This is a genomic window from uncultured Brevundimonas sp., assembly GCF_963977465.1.
GTDB lineage: Bacteria > Pseudomonadota > Alphaproteobacteria > Caulobacterales > Caulobacteraceae > Brevundimonas.
In genome coordinates this window covers 201,393-219,249 of record NZ_CAXBOQ010000003.1, presented here as the reverse complement: position 1 = coordinate 219,249, position 17,857 = coordinate 201,393, and the positions used below count along the sequence as shown (strand labels likewise).

At 65.1% G+C, this 17,857-nt stretch carries 13 protein-coding genes; 8 read left to right on the top strand and 5 right to left on the bottom strand.

The annotated features are described in order from the left end of the window. Positions 1-1,226 precede the first annotated feature (1,226 nt). Positions 1,227-1,625, bottom strand: coding sequence for a hypothetical protein (locus AAC067_RS08020; RefSeq protein WP_339931297.1), 399 nt, complete (start codon positions 1,623-1,625; stop codon positions 1,227-1,229). A 646-nt stretch (positions 1,626-2,271) separates the two neighbouring features. Here AAC067_RS08020 and AAC067_RS08015 point away from each other — a divergent pair. The 4 genes from AAC067_RS08015 to alaS all read left to right on the top strand — a co-directional run bounded on the left by AAC067_RS08015 (position 2,272) and on the right by alaS (position 8,535). Beyond that, positions 2,272-3,207: a formylglycine-generating enzyme family protein gene (locus AAC067_RS08015; protein ID WP_339931295.1), complete on the top strand. Its 936-nt coding sequence runs from the start codon at positions 2,272-2,274 to the stop codon at positions 3,205-3,207. 1,050 nt (positions 3,208-4,257) lie between these two features. After that, positions 4,258-5,358 carry a recombinase RecA gene (gene recA, locus AAC067_RS08010; RefSeq protein ID WP_339931293.1) on the top strand — a complete coding sequence of 367 codons (1,101 nt, stop codon included), beginning with the start codon at positions 4,258-4,260 and terminating at the stop codon, positions 5,356-5,358. A 214-nt stretch (positions 5,359-5,572) separates the two neighbouring features. Further along, on the top strand, positions 5,573-5,770 hold the full coding sequence (locus tag AAC067_RS08005; RefSeq protein WP_339931291.1) for a hypothetical protein: 198 nt from the start codon (positions 5,573-5,575) through the stop codon (positions 5,768-5,770). Positions 5,771-5,874: 104 nt separating this feature from the next. Then, positions 5,875-8,535, top strand: coding sequence for an alanine--tRNA ligase (alaS, locus tag AAC067_RS08000; RefSeq protein WP_339931289.1), 2,661 nt, complete (start codon positions 5,875-5,877; stop codon positions 8,533-8,535). A gap of 10 nt (positions 8,536-8,545) precedes the next feature. On the opposite strand, the gene AAC067_RS07995 is transcribed toward alaS, so the two are convergent. The 3 genes from AAC067_RS07995 to AAC067_RS07985 all read right to left on the bottom strand — a co-directional run bounded on the left by AAC067_RS07995 (position 8,546) and on the right by AAC067_RS07985 (position 11,236). Continuing rightward, positions 8,546-9,127 (bottom strand): DUF2939 domain-containing protein, encoded by a 582-nt coding sequence (locus AAC067_RS07995; RefSeq protein WP_339931288.1) that lies wholly within the window; start codon positions 9,125-9,127, stop codon positions 8,546-8,548. Positions 9,128-9,200: 73 nt separating this feature from the next. Further along, on the bottom strand, positions 9,201-9,767 hold the full coding sequence (locus AAC067_RS07990) for a DUF2939 domain-containing protein (protein ID WP_339931286.1): 567 nt from the start codon (positions 9,765-9,767) through the stop codon (positions 9,201-9,203). 257 nt (positions 9,768-10,024) lie between these two features. Next, positions 10,025-11,236, bottom strand: a complete 1,212-nt coding sequence (locus AAC067_RS07985; protein ID WP_339931284.1) for an NADP-dependent isocitrate dehydrogenase — start codon at positions 11,234-11,236, stop codon at positions 10,025-10,027. Positions 11,237-11,429: 193 nt separating this feature from the next. On the opposite strand from AAC067_RS07985, the gene AAC067_RS07980 reads away from it, so the two are divergent. From AAC067_RS07980 to AAC067_RS07965, 4 genes are all read left to right on the top strand, one after another. Then, positions 11,430-11,621 (top strand): hypothetical protein, encoded by a 192-nt coding sequence (locus AAC067_RS07980; protein WP_339931282.1) that lies wholly within the window; start codon positions 11,430-11,432, stop codon positions 11,619-11,621. Beyond that, positions 11,618-12,526, top strand: coding sequence for an NAD(P)/FAD-dependent oxidoreductase (locus tag AAC067_RS07975; protein ID WP_339931280.1), 909 nt, complete (start codon positions 11,618-11,620; stop codon positions 12,524-12,526). Before AAC067_RS07980 ends, AAC067_RS07975 begins: the two co-directional genes overlap by 4 nt. Positions 12,527-12,678: 152 nt before the next feature. After that, on the top strand, positions 12,679-14,769 hold the full coding sequence (locus AAC067_RS07970) for a DUF1176 domain-containing protein (protein WP_339931278.1): 2,091 nt from the start codon (positions 12,679-12,681) through the stop codon (positions 14,767-14,769). 301 nt (positions 14,770-15,070) lie between these two features. Beyond that, the gene (locus AAC067_RS07965) at positions 15,071-15,994 is read left to right on the top strand and encodes a LysR substrate-binding domain-containing protein (RefSeq protein WP_339931276.1); all 924 of its coding nucleotides are present in this window, start codon (positions 15,071-15,073) and stop codon (positions 15,992-15,994) included. Here AAC067_RS07965 and AAC067_RS07960 read toward each other — a convergent pair. Then, positions 15,980-17,821, bottom strand: coding sequence for a DUF885 family protein (locus tag AAC067_RS07960; protein WP_339931274.1), 1,842 nt, complete (start codon positions 17,819-17,821; stop codon positions 15,980-15,982). The genes AAC067_RS07965 and AAC067_RS07960 overlap by 15 nt on opposite strands. Positions 17,822-17,857 lie beyond the last annotated feature (36 nt).

The following is a 17,857-nucleotide window of genomic DNA, read 5'->3' as shown; positions in this document are numbered from 1 at the left end:
AAGGGTATTTCGGGTTGAGGTTTGCATGGGGTTCACCATTCCACAGATGTCAGGTCGATCGTCCGGCATGGCCGTGAGTAGCGCTGGCCTAGAACGCGGCTGGCGGGCGCGGGTCAGTGGTACGGGTGCAGGAAGCGCGCATGAGCGCTGTGCGGGCGCCATCAAAACTCGATCCAGACCTTGCGTATCGGGCCGTCACCGTTAATTCACCGGTTCTTCGATTGATAAAAACATCATGGCGTTCGCGGTGGTGCGGTTGATACCGAACGGATATACGATCATCATCTAAGCTGCATGATGAACTAGATTGAGCACAGATGTCTCCCATACTGTTGATTTCCCCGCTCGTCGAACGCGCATAACCTGTAATCGAAGTTTGGGATACAATCCGAAAGTAATCGTAGCCACTCACCCAGTTTCTGGGGCGCGGATTTCCATGGAGATCCCAACCTTCATTAGACGTTTCTTGGCACTGAAGCCAGAGTTCGCTGTCCTGCGCGTGGACCGGCTGGCTCGTAAGGAAGAGAGCTCCAGCGCCAATCAGGGCCTTGCTCAGAGTGCTGCTCATTCTTGGAACTCCAGTTTGCGGCGTCATGTTCGCTCGCGCGTCGCCGTCAACCTCAAAAGGCCGCCGGCGGGCGCGGGTCGGTGGTGCGGCGGCATAGGGCCCTGGCACGATTTTCTATCCTTCCACCCATTTTGCTGTAGCTGGCTTCGCCCGTACGCCTGTCAATCCTGAGGCTGACTTCCTCGAATTCTTGCGGGCGGCAGCTGGCGCAGCGTATGTTTCGGTATGATGCGGAAATATAGTCGTCGTCTATTTGGCAAGTCGCATCGCGTCTTTGGCAATAGTCGTCCCAGCGTTTCGGGCTGTCGTGGCCGGCACCAGGCCGATCATACCTGATAATGCTGCCCGGGCCGATACTGTAGAAGCCGAAGGCATAGCTTCCCGGGCGAGTGCTGGATGTCTCTGTGCATTCCAGCCAGAGTGTCCCATCGCTGGTTTGAGCTACCGCGCCGGATGCAGTGAGCGTTACGAAGGCTGCAACCAATGCTGAAAGTGCTGGCCTTTTAGTTAAAGCATTTATCATTCATTCATTCCTGTCGACTTGCATTTCTGGACCCAACTACATTCGGCCTCACGACATACGGTACAGTTCGGCTGATCTAACGATTCCATGGCGCTCCCTCTGGGCGCGATAGCAATCACCTGGACTCACTCGCGCTCAGTCGTCCCGCAGCACGACGTAGTAGACCATCTGCGGATTCAGCGTCTCGCAGCGCCGGACGGTTTCGTAGGCGGGCACGCGCAGCGACGCATGGGTGTCGCGCACCTCGCGGTCGGTCAGACGATAGCCGCCGCTCCAGTCATACCGGGTCTGGTTTTCGAAGCTGGCGCAAATCTCGCTGCGGTCGGCCCCGGAAATCCGGAGCCCGGTGCGCCGGATTTCAAGCGTGATCCTGAGGGGCGGAGCCGTGCGACTCACCGTCCGACCCACGCTGTGATCCGCAAACCTGAAGTTGACGCGGTCCTGGGCCACAGCGTTCGTGGCGATCGCGCCGAGCGCCATCACGCCCGCGAGGCCTGATACGGTGGCCAACAGGTTTGGTTTGTTCTTATTCATCCTCGGTTCTCCTTGCTCATGGGAAAAGCTTGCAGGCTTCAACCTCACCGGCGCGGCCTGCGCGGGTGGTTCCAGCGATCGGTTGGATCGCGGTCGTGATTTCGGTAACGGTCATAGGGTGACGGCGGTTTATAGGGCGGGTAGACCACAACGCCGGGGGGCAAGGGACACAGCGTTACCCATTGCCCCGATGTGGACAGATGCCTGTAGCAGCGGGCATCCTCAGCCATCTGTGCGGTTTCGGCCGCGATGGACTCGGTCGCGATCGCAAGGCCTTCCAGGAAGGCCGGATCGGTCACGCAGCCCGACAGGCCGAGAGCAGCTCCGGCGACGACGATCCCTCGAACACACCTTACGCGACTGACCACGCAACACCTCACAAAGACCCGCGTCTTCTCAATACAACGGCCAAGGTTGGGTTCTCAACCTGAACCGTTGATGAACAAAAATCATCGGTTGGTCAGCGGGCGAACGCCCGAGGCCAACCCGGTGGCCCTGAGCGGACAGACTTTGAAAGAAGGATGAGGTCTTTCAGCCAAGCGTCGATTTGCGACTTTTCGACCAAAATGCATACCTTCAGCCGATCACGCCGCCCAGCCGGGGCGATCCCCCTGATCACGGGGAATGTTCAGGGAGTTTGGAGACCATGGCAGTCGCTATCCGACTATCAGCAGGGCTCAAGCCGTGGGCCGCACTCATGTGTGCGCTTGGCGCGCTCGCTCTGACCGATACGGCTGCCAAGGCGCAGCATCGAACAGGCGATGTGTTCCGCGACCCGTTCACATCCGGGTCGGGCCAGGGACCGGAGATGGTGGTTCTGCCCCCGGGGCGTTTCACAATGGGCTCGCCGGCGTCGGAGCCGAGGGGATCTGGTGATGAAGGCCCCCAGCGTATGGTTCAGATCGAATATCGCCTGGCCGTCGGCCGCTACGAAGTGAGCGTGGATGAGTTCAGCGCCTTCGCGGAAGAGACCGGCTGGAGTCCGGACGGGCTCTGCCTGAGATGGTTCAGCGGTCAAGTGCGCGCAATGCCCGGAACGAGCTGGCTATCACCCGGGTTCGAGCAGTCAGGCGATCATCCGGTGACATGCGTCTCATGGCATGATGCGCAGGCCTATGTGGCCTGGCTGAACCACAAGACGGGCTTCACAAACCGTGCGGACCGCTACCGCCTGCTGAGCGAGGCGGAATGGGAATACGCCGTAAGGGCCGGCACAGACACCGATTACAGCTTTGGCGATGATGACAGCCAGCTGGTTGATCATGGCTGGTATAGTCGCGACCGCTTCCGCCCCTACGGCAGCACGCATCCTGTTGGCCGCAAGCTCCCCAACGCCTTTGCCCTTCATGACATGCACGGCAATGTGTGGGAGCTGGTCGAGGATTGTTATTCCGACAGCTATGAAGACGCGCCCACTGACGGTTCAGCTCTCACGAGAGATGATTGTCCCGACCGTGTCGTCCGAGGCGGCGCCTGGGACAGTGATCCGAACTCCCTGCGTTCCGCCCAGCGCTCCTATGGCTGGCCGAATACCCGGTTAAACTCGACGGGCCTGCGTGTTGCGCGGACGCTTCCAGAATAGGGAGGCGGATTCTCTGTCAGCCCCACCGGCCCGCAGTTTCCGCGATGCCTCCGACACCAAAACCTGCGGCGACTAGCGGGACCAAAACGGCGACAGAGATCAGCGACACCTTAACCTTTCTCCGATGTGGTTTACGTCGCCGCACCAGAGACCGCCAGGCCGGCAGGAAATGAGCCGCGCCGCCGACGGAAGCACTAGAAGTTTGATCCGACGCCACCACTCACTGATACTCGCTGCATCAAGAGTTGCGGGGTAGGTCACTCAGAAAATGCGCTGCCCAGAATCTGGGTTGTCGACGGGGCGGCACGTGCCCTCAGCGGTCCTGAGAGACCTGTCAGAACCTTCGTACCCCTCGCTAAAGCGGATTGTCCCGTTCACCCGGCTAATCACATAAGAGGTGTAGGCGTTTCGCCCACCCTCCGCGAACACGGTGACAGAGCGGGCACGGATTGTGTCGGAGTTGATCTGGCAGGTTCTCGTTCGGGTGCCGGTCTCGTGGTCAATCGTTTCCTCAGGGCAAAAATTTTCCCAGCCGTCAGTCGTGAAGCGCGCGAAAGAGTCGGACCCGAGCCGGAACTTTTCCCGGCCCGAATAATTCGTAGAGAGAACCCGACCAGACGAGCTCGTCATAGTTCCCCGCCAGCTACATTCGATGAAGCTGATCTGGGCCATGACGGGCCCGGCCGCGCCCAAGGCCATCGCGCCGGCCAGGGCCGACATTGCGGTCACAGCCGTTCGTTTGTTCCTCTTCATCCCAGAATTCTCCCCCGCGACGGCACAGCACCGCTGTTTAAACAGCCAAGGTTTTCGTCGCAACTTAAACTGCCGATGAATGGCGATCAACGTTCTGTCGCGAGGCAAAAACGTCGCGAACGGCACCGGGAGCCGATCTGAACTGGTAGTGCCCAAAGTGCGGCTCGTCCGGCCGGTGGCTCTATCCCCCAACCCCTTCGAAAAGAACATATTGGCAACCGGAACAAACCGTGCACATAGTCCGCCTCACACAGGGAGCGGGTCCAGGCGGGTCTCTCCCGGAACCAGATGGGAATCATGGCAAGGGAGAAGGTCAAAGTGGCACAGGCGGCATTGAAATTGGTAGGCAAGGACGACGGCGACAAGCAGCGGGCGCTGGAAGCGGCGATCGCACAGATTGACCGGGCTTTCGGCAAGGGCTCGGTGATGAAGCTCGGCAAGGGCGGCGTGGTGGCGGAAATCCCGTCCGTCTCGACCGGCTCGCTGGGGCTCGACATCGCCCTGGGCATCGGCGGCCTGCCCCGTGGCCGGGTGATCGAGGTCTATGGTCCCGAAAGCTCGGGCAAGACCACCCTGGCCCTGCATACGGTGGCCGAGATCCAGAAGGCCGGCGGCACCGCTGCCTTCGTCGACGCCGAACACGCGCTGGACCCGGGCTATGCCCAGAAGCTGGGCGTCAATCTCGATGACCTGCTGGTGTCCCAGCCGGACACCGGCGAACAGGCGCTCGAGATCGTCGACACCCTGGTGCGGTCCGGGGCCGTGGACATCGTGGTGGTCGACTCCGTCGCCGCCCTGACGCCGCGGGCCGAGATTGAGGGCGAGATGGGCGACAGCCTGCCCGGCCTCCAGGCCCGTTTGATGAGCCAGGCCCTGCGCAAGCTGACCGCCTCGATCAACAAGTCGCAGTGCATCGTGCTGTTCATCAACCAGATCCGTCACAAGATCGGCGTCATGTACGGCTCGCCCGAGACCACGACCGGCGGCAATGCGCTGAAATTCTACGCCTCGGTCCGCCTCGACATCCGCCGCATCGGCGCGATCAAGAACCGCGATGAGGTCGTCGGCAACACCACCCGGGTCAAGGTGGTCAAGAACAAGGTCGCCCCGCCGTTCCGCGAGGTCATCTTCGACATCATGTACGGCGAGGGCATCTCCAAACTGGGCGAGATCATCGACCTGGGGGTCAAGGCCGGGATCATCGAGAAGTCGGGCAGCTGGTTCTCCTACGACTCGACCCGGATCGGTCAGGGCCGTGAGAACGTCCGCGAATTCCTGAAACAGAACCCGGACATGGCCGCCTCGATCGAGGACAAGGTGCGGAAATCGACCAACAAGATCGCCGACGAACTGCTGGGTGCGCCCGAGCCCGACGAGGGCCAGGATCTCGAAGGCTGATCCATCCGGCCTCCCCCGCCGGGGGAGTCTGACCGAACACCCCGTCCGGCCGGTCCCTGCGACCCGCCACCGACCCCCGCGGGGTTCGGTCCGGACGAGGCTGGCCGTCCGGCCCGGAGCCTCAGGCTCCGACGCCGGGCGGCCCTTTTTCTGTTACAGCGTCCGGATCAGCCGAAGGCTGGCGCGACGTCTCTTTACCTCCAGGAATTCCGTGATGGCCGACATCCCCGCCCTGACCCAGTTCAGCCTGTCTGACTCCCAGGACGGCTATCTGTTGCAGCTTGAAGCCGCCGACGGTCAGGCGATGACCGTCTCCGCCACCCCCGAGCAGCTGGACGCCGTCATCGACGCCCTCGTGGCCCTGCTCGAGGACGATGACGAAGACGACACCACGCCCGCACCCGTCACCTAGGCGCACGCCACAGTGGGCCGGATCACGCGCGGGTGATGCGTTCCGGCCAAAACCCCTATATGACGCCGGTTCGCCCTCCCTCCCCGACGACCGAACGTACGCCCATGTCCAGCCTGAAACAGATCCGCTCCAGCTTCCTCGACTATTTCGCGGCCGACGGTCACGCGAAGGTCCAGTCGTCGCCGCTGGTGCCGCAGAACGACCCGACCCTGTTGTTCGTCAACGCCGGCATGGTCCCGTTCAAGAACGTCTTCACCGGCCAGGAGAAGCGCCCCTACAGCCGCGCCACCTCGGCCCAGAAATGCGTGCGCGCCGGCGGCAAACACAACGATCTGGACAACGTCGGCTACACGGCCCGCCACCACACCTTCTTCGAGATGATGGGGAATTTCTCCTTCGGCGACTATTTCAAGGAACACGCCATCGAGAAGGCATGGACCCTGATCACCAAGGATTTCGGCATCCCGAAGGACCGGCTGATGGTCACCACCTACATCGACGACGATGAGGCGGTGGAGCTTTGGAAGAAGATTGCCGGCCTGCCCGAGAGCCGCATCACCCGCATCGCCGGCTCGGACAATTTCTGGTCGATGGGCGACACCGGACCGTGCGGCCCCTGCACCGAAATCTTCTACGATCACGGCGACCACATCTGGGGCGGCCCTCCGGGTACCCCGGAAGAAGACGGCGACCGGTGGGTCGAGATCTGGAACCTGGTCTTCATGCAGTTCGACCAGCAGGCGGACGGCTCCCGCTCGCTTCTGCCCAAGCCGTCGATCGACACCGGCATGGGCCTGGAACGCGTCGCCGCCGTGCTACAGGGCGTCCAGTCCAACTATGACACCGACCTGTTCCGCACCCTGATGGCCGCGTCTGAACACGCGACCAGCACCTCGGCCGAGGGCGATCGCGCGCCCAGCCACCGGGTCATCGCCGACCACCTGCGCAGCTCGTCCTTCCTGATCGCCGACGGCGTCACGCCCTCGAACGAGGGCCGCGGCTATGTCCTGCGTCGCATCATGCGCCGCGCCATGCGCCACGCCCACCTGCTGGGCGCGGCCGATCCGCTGATGCACCGTCTGGTCCCCACCCTGGTGGCCGAGATGGGCGAGGCCTATCCCGAGCTGAAGCGGGCCGAGGCCTTCATCACCGACACCCTGAAGCAGGAAGAGATCCGCTTCCGCACCACCCTCGGGCGCGGCATGGGCCTGCTGGAAGACGCGTCCAGAGACCTCGGCGAGGGCGGCGTCCTGTCGGGCCAGACCGCCTTCACCCTGTATGACACCTATGGCTTCCCCCTCGACCTGACCCAGGACGAGGCCCGCCGTCGCGGCTTCTCGGTCGATACCGAGGCCTTCGACGCCGCCATGAGCCAGCAAAAGGCGCGCAGCCGCGAACACTGGACCGGCTCGGGCCAAACCGCCTCGACCGCCGAATGGCTGGCCCTGCGCGATCGTCTCGGGGCCACGGACTTCACCGGCTATGACACCACCGACGGCACCGGTGACGTGCTGGCCATCGTCCAGGATGGCGCCTCGGTCGACACCCTCGAGAGCGGCCAGACCGCAGAGGTCCTGTTCGACAAGACCCCCTTCTACGGCGAAGGCGGCGGCCAGGCCGGCGACCGCGGCGAAATCGAATGGACCGACGCCTCGGGCCAGCAGGGCGCGGGCACCGTGCTCGACGTACAGAAACACGCCCAGGACCTGTTCGCCCACAAGATCGCCGTCACCTCCGGCACCCTGGCCATCGGCGCGACCGTACAACTGCACGCCGACGCCGACGCCCGACTGACCACCCGCGCCAACCACTCCGCCGCCCACCTGCTGCACGCGGCCCTGAAGAATGTTCTGGGTCCGCACGTGGCCCAGAAGGGCCAGCTGGTCGACGCCGACCGCCTGCGTTTCGACTTCAGCCACAACGCCCCCGTCACCGAGAGCGAACTGGCCCGGATGGAGGATGAGGTGAACGCGGTCATCCGCCAGAACCTGCCCGCCGCCACCGAGCTGATGGCCCCCGAGGCCGCCATCGAGGCCGGGGCGATCGCCCTGTTCGGCGAGAAATACGGCGACGAGGTCCGGGTCCTGACGCTTGGTCACTCCCTGACAGCCAACAAGGCCTATTCGGTCGAACTGTGCGGCGGCACCCATGTGGCCCGTACCGGCGACATCGCCCTGTTCAAGATCACGGCTGAGACCGGCATCGCCGCCGGCGTGCGCCGCATCGAAGGGCTGACCGGCGAAGCCGCACGTCAGTACCTGCTGGGCCAGGCCAATGTCGCCCGCCAGCTGGCCCAGAGCTTCAAGGTCCAGCCGCTGGACGTCCCGGCCCGGGTCGAGGCCCTGACCGCCGACCGCAAGGCGCTCGAGAAACAGGTCGCCGAACTGAAGAAGCAGCTAGCGCTCGGCGGGGCTGACGACGGCAATGTCGTGGTGGAAGAAATCAACGGCGTCCAGCTGATCGCCCGCGTCCTTGACGGGGTCGACGGCAAGGGGCTGCGTGGTGTGGCCGAAGGCTTCCGCACCCACGTCGGTTCCGGCGTCGTCGCCCTGATCGGCGTCACCGACGGCAAGGCCGCCATCACCGTGGCCGTGACCTCCGACATCACCGGAACCGTCAATGCCGCCGATCTGGCGCGCGTCGCGGTCGTCGCCATGGGCGGCAAGGGCGCGGGCGGCAAACCCGACTTCGCCCAGGGCGGCGCGCCGGACGGCTCAAGGGCCGAAGACGGCCTGACGGCAATCCGCGCCGCGCTACAGGGCTAGATCGAGACACCTAGATCGCGTCGTCCTCGGACGGCACGGTCAGGTCGATCCCGGCCAGCTTCCAGCCGAACAGGCCGCGCCGTTCCATCAGCAGCGCCAGGTGTTGATCGGGCTGGCGGCTGTTGGTCAGGGTCACCGCGAAGGTGTCGAGGTCGCGATAGGCCCAGGACTGGCTCACCGTGTCCTTGTCGTCGGCAGCCGGGGCCGGGGCTGAGGTCTCGACCCGGTCGGGCCGGTCCATCGGATCCGGAGCCTTGGCCGAGCGCACCATGGTGGCGATGGCCTGGGGCGTGACGAAGGCGTCGACCATGCCCGACACCAGGCTGGGGGCCAGCAGCATGCCCAGGCCTGACAGCACGGGATTGTCGCTGCGGGGGTCCTCGCGCATCCGCGCCACCAATTCGGCGTTCAGCTCCTCCTTGAGGCTGGCCCGGAACTCGGGGAAGTCGACCCGCTCGCGCAGGGCCGTCTCATCGCCGGTCCTTGCGGCCTCGGTCAGTCCCCGCACCGCCAGCACCGGCGAGGCGAAATAGGCGACCAGAAAGGCGACGATCAGGGCGGTCAGACCACCGGTCAGCAGCTTGCGGTTCATACGGACCCTCCGGGCACACAACGCCAACCCGTCGCTAGGGTTGCCCTGACTCGGGCCCGTCCGCCAGTCCGGCCTATTGCGCGGCCGCCGTCGGCGTCACAGCGGGCGAAACCCCGTCCGGAAGGCCGACGTGCACCAGCTTCCATTCGAACGGCCCCTTGCGCTCGAAGGTGAAAACCGTTGCCGAACCCCCGTCGTCGCTCACCGCCATGCGCGCCCGGTTGATGCCCCAGAAAACCGGCTTAGGCATCGGGTCGGCCGCCTCGACGGCCGCCGCGGCACCGGTGCGTTGTGAGGCAAAGCGCCCCTCGCCCCGGGTCAATGCCCCCAGCGCCGCCGGCGTCAGATAGACGTCAGGATCCGGCGCACCGACCACGGCCGGCTCCAGCTGCCGGCGCACGGCTCCGATCGGATCTTCCAGAAAGGACGGGGCCGGGGCCATCGCCGCCGGATTGCCGGACAACTGCGGACGCAGCGACTGGCGCACCGCCCCATAGTCGATCAGCCGTTCCAGTCCGGCCGCATCGTTGGCGTCCGCCGCCGACCGGATGGCGAAGAAGGCCACGGCCGGGGCCACAAAGAAGGATACGACCACCGCAAACAGGGCGATGACGAACAGATTGCCGAAAAGGCGCTTCACAGGCGGACTCCCGTCAGGTTCGCGGCGACCTTGCACCATGCCGGCCCGGTCGCAAACAAAAGGCCCGCCGGACGCGAATCCGGCGGGCTTGTTTTTGGGCCGCGGTCAGAAGGCTCCGCCTTCTCGACCCGACGCGGCCTGGCGCTTCGCGCCGCGCTCAAGCAGTGAGCGACCGCGTCGCGAGCGATAGCGCCCCAAGAGAAGTGCTCAAGCCGCGAGCGACCGCGTTGCGAGCGTAGCGCCCCGGGAGAAGACGACTACTTCATCGCCCTGGTCAGGTTCTCGGCGACCTTGTCGATGAACCCTTCGGTGGTCAGCCAGCTTTGCTGGTCGCCGACCAGCAGGGCCAGGTCCTTGGTCATGTAGCCGGCCTCGACCGTCTCGACGACGACCCGCTCCAGCGTCTGGGCGAAGTCGATCAGGGGCTGGTTGCCGTCCAGCTTGCCGCGATGGTTGAAGCCGCGCGTCCAGGCGTAGATCGAGGCGATCGAGTTGGTTGAGGTGGCCTCGCCCTTCTGGTGCTGACGATAGTGGCGGGTGACCGTGCCGTGCGCCGCCTCCGACTCCAGGATCTTGCCGTCCGGGGTCATCAGCACCGAGGTCATCAGACCCAGCGAGCCAAAGCCCTGGGCGACGACGTCGGACTGAACGTCACCGTCGTAGTTCTTGCAGGCCCAGACGAAACCGCCCGACCATTTGATCGCCGCGGCGACCATGTCGTCGATCAGACGGTGCTCATAGGTCAGCCCGGCCGTCTTGAACTTGTCGGCGAACTCCTCGTCGAACACCTTCTGGAAGATGTCCTTGAAGCGGCCGTCATAGGCTTTCAGGATGGTGTTCTTGGTCGACAGATAGACCGGGAAATTGCGCTGCAGGCCGAAGGCCAGACTGGCGCGGGCAAACTCGGTGATCGAGTCATCGAGATTGTACATGCCCATGGCCACGCCGGACGACGGGAACTGGAACACCTCGTGTTCGATGACCTTGCCGTCGGTGCCCTCGAATTTCATCGTCAGCTTGCCCGGTCCGGGGACCAGGAAGTCGGTGGCCTTGTACTGGTCGCCGAAGGCATGACGACCGACCACGATCGGCTGGGTCCAGCCGGGCACCAGCCGCGGCACGTTCGAGCAGATGATCGGTTCGCGGAAGACCACGCCGCCGAGGATGTTGCGGATGGTCCCGTTCGGCGACCGCCACATCTTCTTGAGGCCGAACTCCTCCACCCGGGCCTCGTCGGGGGTGATGGTGGCGCATTTGACGCCGACACCGTGCTTCTGGATGGCGTGGGCCGCGTCGATCGTCACCTGGTCGTCGGTGGCGTCGCGGTTCTCCATGCCCAGGTCGAAATAGTCGAGGTTCAGATCCAGGAACGGGAAGACCAGCTTGTCCTTGATCATCTGCCAGATAATCCGGGTCATTTCGTCGCCGTCGATGTCCACGATGGGATTGGCGACCTTGATCTTGGCCATGCGGTTTACGCCTCTGATTGGGGAAGGAACAGGTGACGGGGGGTATAGCCGTCACGGCGCGGGGCGCAAACCCCGACACCGGTGAACCGGCGGGCCGCCTTAACCGTGCCTCCGAAAAGTCCACCACGGTGACGCTGAACCCGCGGGTCGCTCAGGACTTCCTGTCTCACACCCCACAACAGAGGAAATTCGTATGTCCCCGGAAACCCGATCATTGGTCCAGCGCTGGATCGACACCTTTGGCGAACCGCCCGTACTGATCGACGAAGCCCTGATGCGGGGTCTGCTGGACGAGACGATGAGCCGCGATGAGGTGCAGGCAGGGTCGAAGGGGTTGAGTCCGATCGATACCCATTGCCATGCGAGGCTCCGGGACACCCGATGACGGACGCCGCCCCCGAAATCCTGATCATCGGCGCGGGTCCGGCCGGGTTGACCGCGGCCACCTATCTGGCCCGGTTCCGACGCCGGGTCCTGGTCGCCGACGGCGGTGAACCGCGGGCCGGCTGGATCCCGGTCAGTCACAATATGCCGGGCTTTCCCGATGGCATCACCGGCGCTCAAATCCTGAACCGAATGCGTGAACAGGCCGGAGAGTACGGTGCCGTGATCGAAGAGGGCCGCGTCGAGCACCTGAGCCGCGACAGGGAAAGTTTCATGGCTGAACTCAACGGCCGGACTTTCACTATCCGCGCCGTCCTGCTCGCAACCGGCGTCGTTGATCATCACCCCGACCTGCCCGGGGTGGAGCGCGCCATTCAGCGATCCCTGGTCCGCATCTGCCCGATCTGTGACGGCTACGAAGCCGTCGACAAGGCCGTGGCCGTCATCGGCGACAGCGACAGGGGCGTGCGCGAAGCGGCCTTCCTGCGCACCTATTCGGACCGGGTCACCCTGATCCACACCGGTCGACCCGGGGCCCTGACTGATCGTGAAGCCCTGACCCGGCTCGGCATCGCCCTGGTCGAGACCCCGATCGAGAACGTCAAGATTGGGGGCGATCGCGTCACCGCCCTGGGTTGGGGCGGGCAGTTCCAGACCTTCGATCTGGTCTATTCAGCGCTTGGTACCTCCGCCAACACCGCCCTGGCCGACGGCCTGACCGCCGATGCGGACGAGGACGGCCGCCTGCTGGTCAATCTGCACCAGGCCACCAGCGTACCCGGCCTGTATGCCGCCGGTGACGTGGTACGTGGCCTCAACCAGATCGCCGTGGCCACCGCCGAAGCCGCCGTCGCCGCCACAGACATTCACAACCGCCTGCGTCAGGCCGACGGACTGACTGTCTGAATTCGGGGGCCGGATATCTGATCTCCGTCTGCCTTCCGTGAGGCTGGAATCGTCACATCGCCAGATGTGCTGTAGCCTGACCTCCGTCGGTGGGGTTTTGTACCGGCATCATCCGCCCGGACACGAACCGGGCGAGAAACCGGGGAGAGACGATGCGGCTCCTGATCACGGCGGCGGCCGTGCTGTTACTGGTCACTGGCGTCGGCATCGCGCCGGCCTTGGCACAGAACACGGCAGCGATGTCTGTTCCGGTCACCCATTCCTTTCGGGACTGGCGGGTTGCCTGCGACAATGGCGGGCTCTGCACGGCCTATACGGGCAACAAAGGCCATGTGACCGGCTTTGTCCTGATCACCATGCCCGCAGGTCCGGACGCCGCTCCCGACATCACGGTCGGCGTTGACCCCGGCGAAGACGGTACGGGTCCTGTCCCTCGCATCAACGACTCGGGCGTTCCCATCGCCTGGTCAAGCCTGGCCCCGGAAGACGGACTCGGTCGCGTCGACGGTGACGGCGCGCGCGCCCTGATCGCCGCCATGGCGACCGCGCGGTCCATGACCCTGACAGGCGGTGAAGACGACGCCCCGGTGTCCCTGTCCGGCCTGACACAGGCCCTGTCCTGGGTCGATCGCCATCAAGGTCGCAACCAGACCCCCACGGCCCTGCTGCTGCGCGGCGACAGGCCTGAGACGTCTGTGCCGCCTGCGCCGGTCCTGCCGCTGATCACGGCGGCCCCGGCCGTCGATCAGACGGGCTTCGGTGTGGGGGTACCGGTACCGCCGTCCGTCGATGCCATGCCACAGATTCGGAGCTGCCGTCGGGACTGGCCGGAGTCGTCACGCCCCGACCTGGCCCTGTCGGCTCGCCTCGATGCCTCGACTGAACTCTGGGGCCCCAACTGTTTCCTGGCGGCCTCCCATATTGGCCATCTGCTGTATCTGACGGGACCGGGCGGACGCGACCCCCGCCCCCTGACGCCGGCCGGGGCCCTCGAACCGACCGTGGATTTCGTCAACGCCGAATATGATCCGGCCACCCGTACCCTCAGCCAGTACCTCTGGGCGGGCGGCACCGGCAGTGCGGGCCAGGTCCAGCACTGGGTCTGGACCGGCACCACCTTCGCCCTGCAGTCGGAACGCGCCACCCGGGACCTCTGGAATATTCCCGCTCGCCTGTGGCCGACTCTGTGGAGGACGCGTTCGAGCCAGGTCACGGACGCGCCGTTGGCCGACGGTGTCAGCGCTGAAGATCCGTCGCCCCACCGCGCCATGGCATCGGACACCTCCGCTCCGGTCGAACGCAATTTCGAGGACTGGCGGGTATCCTGCGATAATGGGGCCGGTTGTTCTGCCTGGAGTGGGCGATCCGATGACGCGGGCGGATGGGTCCTGATCACCATGGCCGCCGGCCCGGACGCCCGGCCCAGGATCGCCGCCGGATCGTTGAACGTCGACCCGTCGTCATCGACCGGCCTGCGCATCAACGATCGTGCGTTCACTATGACACCATCGACCCAGCCGGATTCCGGCTGGGTCGGCACCCTGGAGGGCGCGGCCGCGCGCGACGCAATCGACGCCCTCGCCGGGGCGCGCTCGACACAGGTCACCGGCGGAGACACCCCGTCTGACATCTCGCTGACCGGGTTCACGCAGGCGCTCGGCTGGATTGACGGACATCAGGGACGCGACCGGACGGTGACGGCACTGCTGAATCGGGGCGACCAACCCGCGACGACCGTGCCGTCGCCGCCGCCTTTGCCGTCAGTCCGGGGGGCCGCGGCGATCGAGCAGATCGGCTTTGGCGACGGTGTGGCTGTCCCGGCCGCGGTTCAGTCCATGCCCGATCTGATCGCCTGCCGCACCGACTGGGGCGAAATGGACCGTCCTGCCCACAGCATCTCCGCCCGGTTGGACGCCGCGACCGAGCTCTGGGGCGCGCAGTGTTCCATGACCACCTACAACGCCGGCTATCTGCTGTACTTGACCGGCCCTGATGGACGCGATCCCCAGCGGCTGGCGCTGGCCGCAGCTCTGGAAGGGACCGACGCCTTCGTCAATCCCGCGTATGATGCCGGGACGCGGACACTGACCCAGAACCTCTGGGGCAACAAATGGGGGCACTGCGGCCGGTCGCAGACCTGGCTCTGGACGGGCAGCGCCTTCCGGCTCCAGACCGAGCGGGCGATGGCGGACTGCGTCGGCATTCCCCCGCCGTTCTGGCCGACGCTGTGGCGCAGCCAATGATCACGCCCACGAACCGACAGGCGCGCTGAGGCTATTGGGCGGGACCCCGGGGGAGCAGCCCCGCCCGATCCGCAAGACGACTATCTCTCGACGAGACGACGCTGCATGCGAATGCGATCCGCGGCATTCTGATGGAGCCAGCGCCATACGGCTGACATCCATGACCAGTTGGTGTCCTTATGAGTGCGATGCATTTCTTCCATGTCAGCCTCCTTGCTGGCGTTGCTTCGATATCCGCCATATGGGGTTGAGCCGGTTTACTGACAAACCAGAAGTCTACGCGCACACATAAGGCGTCCTTATGGTCGATCCACTCACCGGCATTCCTCTGGCGTCCATCCGCGTTTTCGAGGCGGCCGCACGGCTGCTCAGTTTCACGCGCGCCGCCGGGGAACTGGGCATGACCCAGGCGGCCGTCAGCTGGCAGATCAAGTCGTTGGAAACACGGCTGGGCCAAAGCCTGTTTCGTCGCCTGCCGCGAGAGGTTGCGCTGACGGAGGCGGGTGAGCGCCTGTCGCGCGCGGCGACGGAGGCGATGAACCTGCTGCGTCGGGCCGTGAGTGACCTGACGGAGGCGGACGAAGGGGTCCTGTCGATCACCACCCTGGCGACAATAGCGACCCAGTGGCTGGCCCCCCGGCTGGGTCGATTCCAGTTGAACAATCCCGGGCTGGCCGTACGGCTGGACACAGCCCCGCAGCTGATCGATCTCACCCGGGAGGGTTTCGACGTAGCCTTGCGAACCGGATCCGGTGAATGGCCTGGGCTGGAGAGTGTCCGGCTGCTGCCCGCCACATTCACCCCGGTGTGCACCCCGGCGATGGCAGAACGGCTGGCGCTGAAAAGGCCGTCGGACCTGCTGACCGCCCCGCGCATCGGGCTGGAAAGTGAGTGGTCCGCATGGTTCACCGCCGCCGGAGTCGAGGCACCGACACGGGCCGCCCTGACGCTGACGGCCGACAATCAGGGGCTGGAAGTGGCAGCGGCCATGGGCGACCAGGGCGTCGCCCTGGCGTCGCCCATTCTGTTCAGACGCGAGATCGAGGCCGGGCTGCTGGTTCGCCTGTTTGCCCAGACTGTGCCGCTCACCGACGGCTATTGGCTCTGCTGGCCCATCGATCGCCGACGCTCACCCAAGATCGTGCGCTTCAGACAATGGCTGGTCGCCGAGTCGCAGAACGACCCGACGATCTCGCGCGAGGCGGCAGCTTCAGGCCTGTTGTGAGGCCACCCACTCCCCGACCACCGTCTTGAGCACCTCCAGCGGCATGCCGCCGGAAGCCAGGGCAGTGTCGTGGAAGCTCTTGATGTCGAACCGGTCACCCAGCTGCGCCTTGGCCTCCTCGCGCAGCCGCACCCATTCGGTGTGGCCGACCTTGTAGCTCGAGGCCTGACCCGGCCAGACGCAATAGCGTTCGACCTCGGTGGTGACGCTCGATTCCTGATCGCCCAGGGTGGCGACCATATACTGGATCGCCTGTTCGCGGCTCCAGCGGTTGTGGTGCAGACCCGAGTCCACGACCAGACGGGTGGCCCGGAACAACAGGCTCTGCAGATAGCCCAGCCGGCCCCACGGATCGTTGGCATAGACGCCCATTTCGTCAGCCAGTTGTTCCGAATACAGGGCCCAGCCCTCTGAATAGGCCGAGAAGCCGATCAGCTTGCGGATCGTCGGAATGCCCTGGGCCTCGGTCGACAGGGTGATCTGCAGATGGTGACCCGGAACCGCCTCATGATAGGTCAGGGTCGGCAGGGTCCATTTCGGCCATTCAGCCGTATCGCGCAGGTTGATGTAATAGGCCCCGGGGCGCGAGCCATCCAGACTCGGGCCCTGATAATAACCGCCCGGCGCACCGGCCTCGATCGCCGGCGGCACACGGCGGATGTCGACCGAAGCCTTGGGTAGAATACCGAAATAGTCGGGCAACCGGGCCTGCATGGCGGCCGTCTGCACGTTGAGTTCGTCCAGCAGCTGCTGCTTGCCGGCGTCGGTGTTCGGATAGATGAAGCGTGCATCCTTGGCCATGGCGGCCAGACGCGCGCCCACCGTGCCCTCGGTCATCCCCTCGGCTTTCAGGATGGCGTCGGCCGCGGCGGTGATCTCGGCCACCTGCGTCAGGCCCAGCTGATGCACCTCGGCCCCGGTCAGTCGGGTCGTGGTGTAGTTGCGGATCCCGTATTCATAATAGCCTTCAGCGTGCGGCAGAGCCCACACCCCGGCGTCGTGACGGGCTGTCGGGCGGGCCCGCTCGAACAGGGCAACCTGACGCCGCAGGGCCGGATAGACCTTGTTGGTGACGATGGCCGTGGCCCGGGCGGCCCAGTCGCCCGCGAGCCCCGCCTCGGCGGCGCGGCGCGTCAGCGACGTCACCAGGCCGGCCTCGGCCGGCGCGGGCTCAAGCCCGGCGTTCATCTGCTCAAGGGTCCGGTCGATGACGAAGTCCGGCGGCACGATGCCCTTGGCGAAGTCTTCGGCCACCAGGGCCGTCTCCTGGTCCAGCAGATCGCCGAAATCGTCCAGCCGCGACAGATAGGCCTCCGCGTCCGCCTCGGTCTCGATCCCGTGGATGGTGTCGAGGAAGTCAGGGATGTCGCGATAGGACCCACCCAGCTGGCTGATCCGGTAGGGATTGGGCGAACCGGTATTGCCGAACCGGTAGTTGTCGAGGCCGATGTTGGTGGTCTCACCGTCATAAAGGACGGTGGCCAGATTGACTGCATCCATCCCGGCCAGTTTGGACGCATCCACGGCCTTGAGCTTGTCCGTAAACTCGCGGCTGAAGGCTTCCCGCTCGGCCAGATCGGTCGGTGTCAGCATGTCCAGCCGCGCCTTGGCGGCGGCATTGTCACCCTTGTCGAGGCCCATATAGCTGGCGGCCATGGCCGACTTGGCCAGAATGATCGCGAACATCGCATCGAGAATGCCGTTCAACTTGGCGGCTTCTGCGGGATCGGATCCCGGCGCGGCGACACGGGCCAGAGCGACCCCGGCCGGCCCTGCCAGGGCGACCCCGGCAACGGCGGAAAGAAGCAGGCGGCGACGATCGATCATGGCACTGGTCTCCGAAAAAGTGTGGTGCAACAAAGG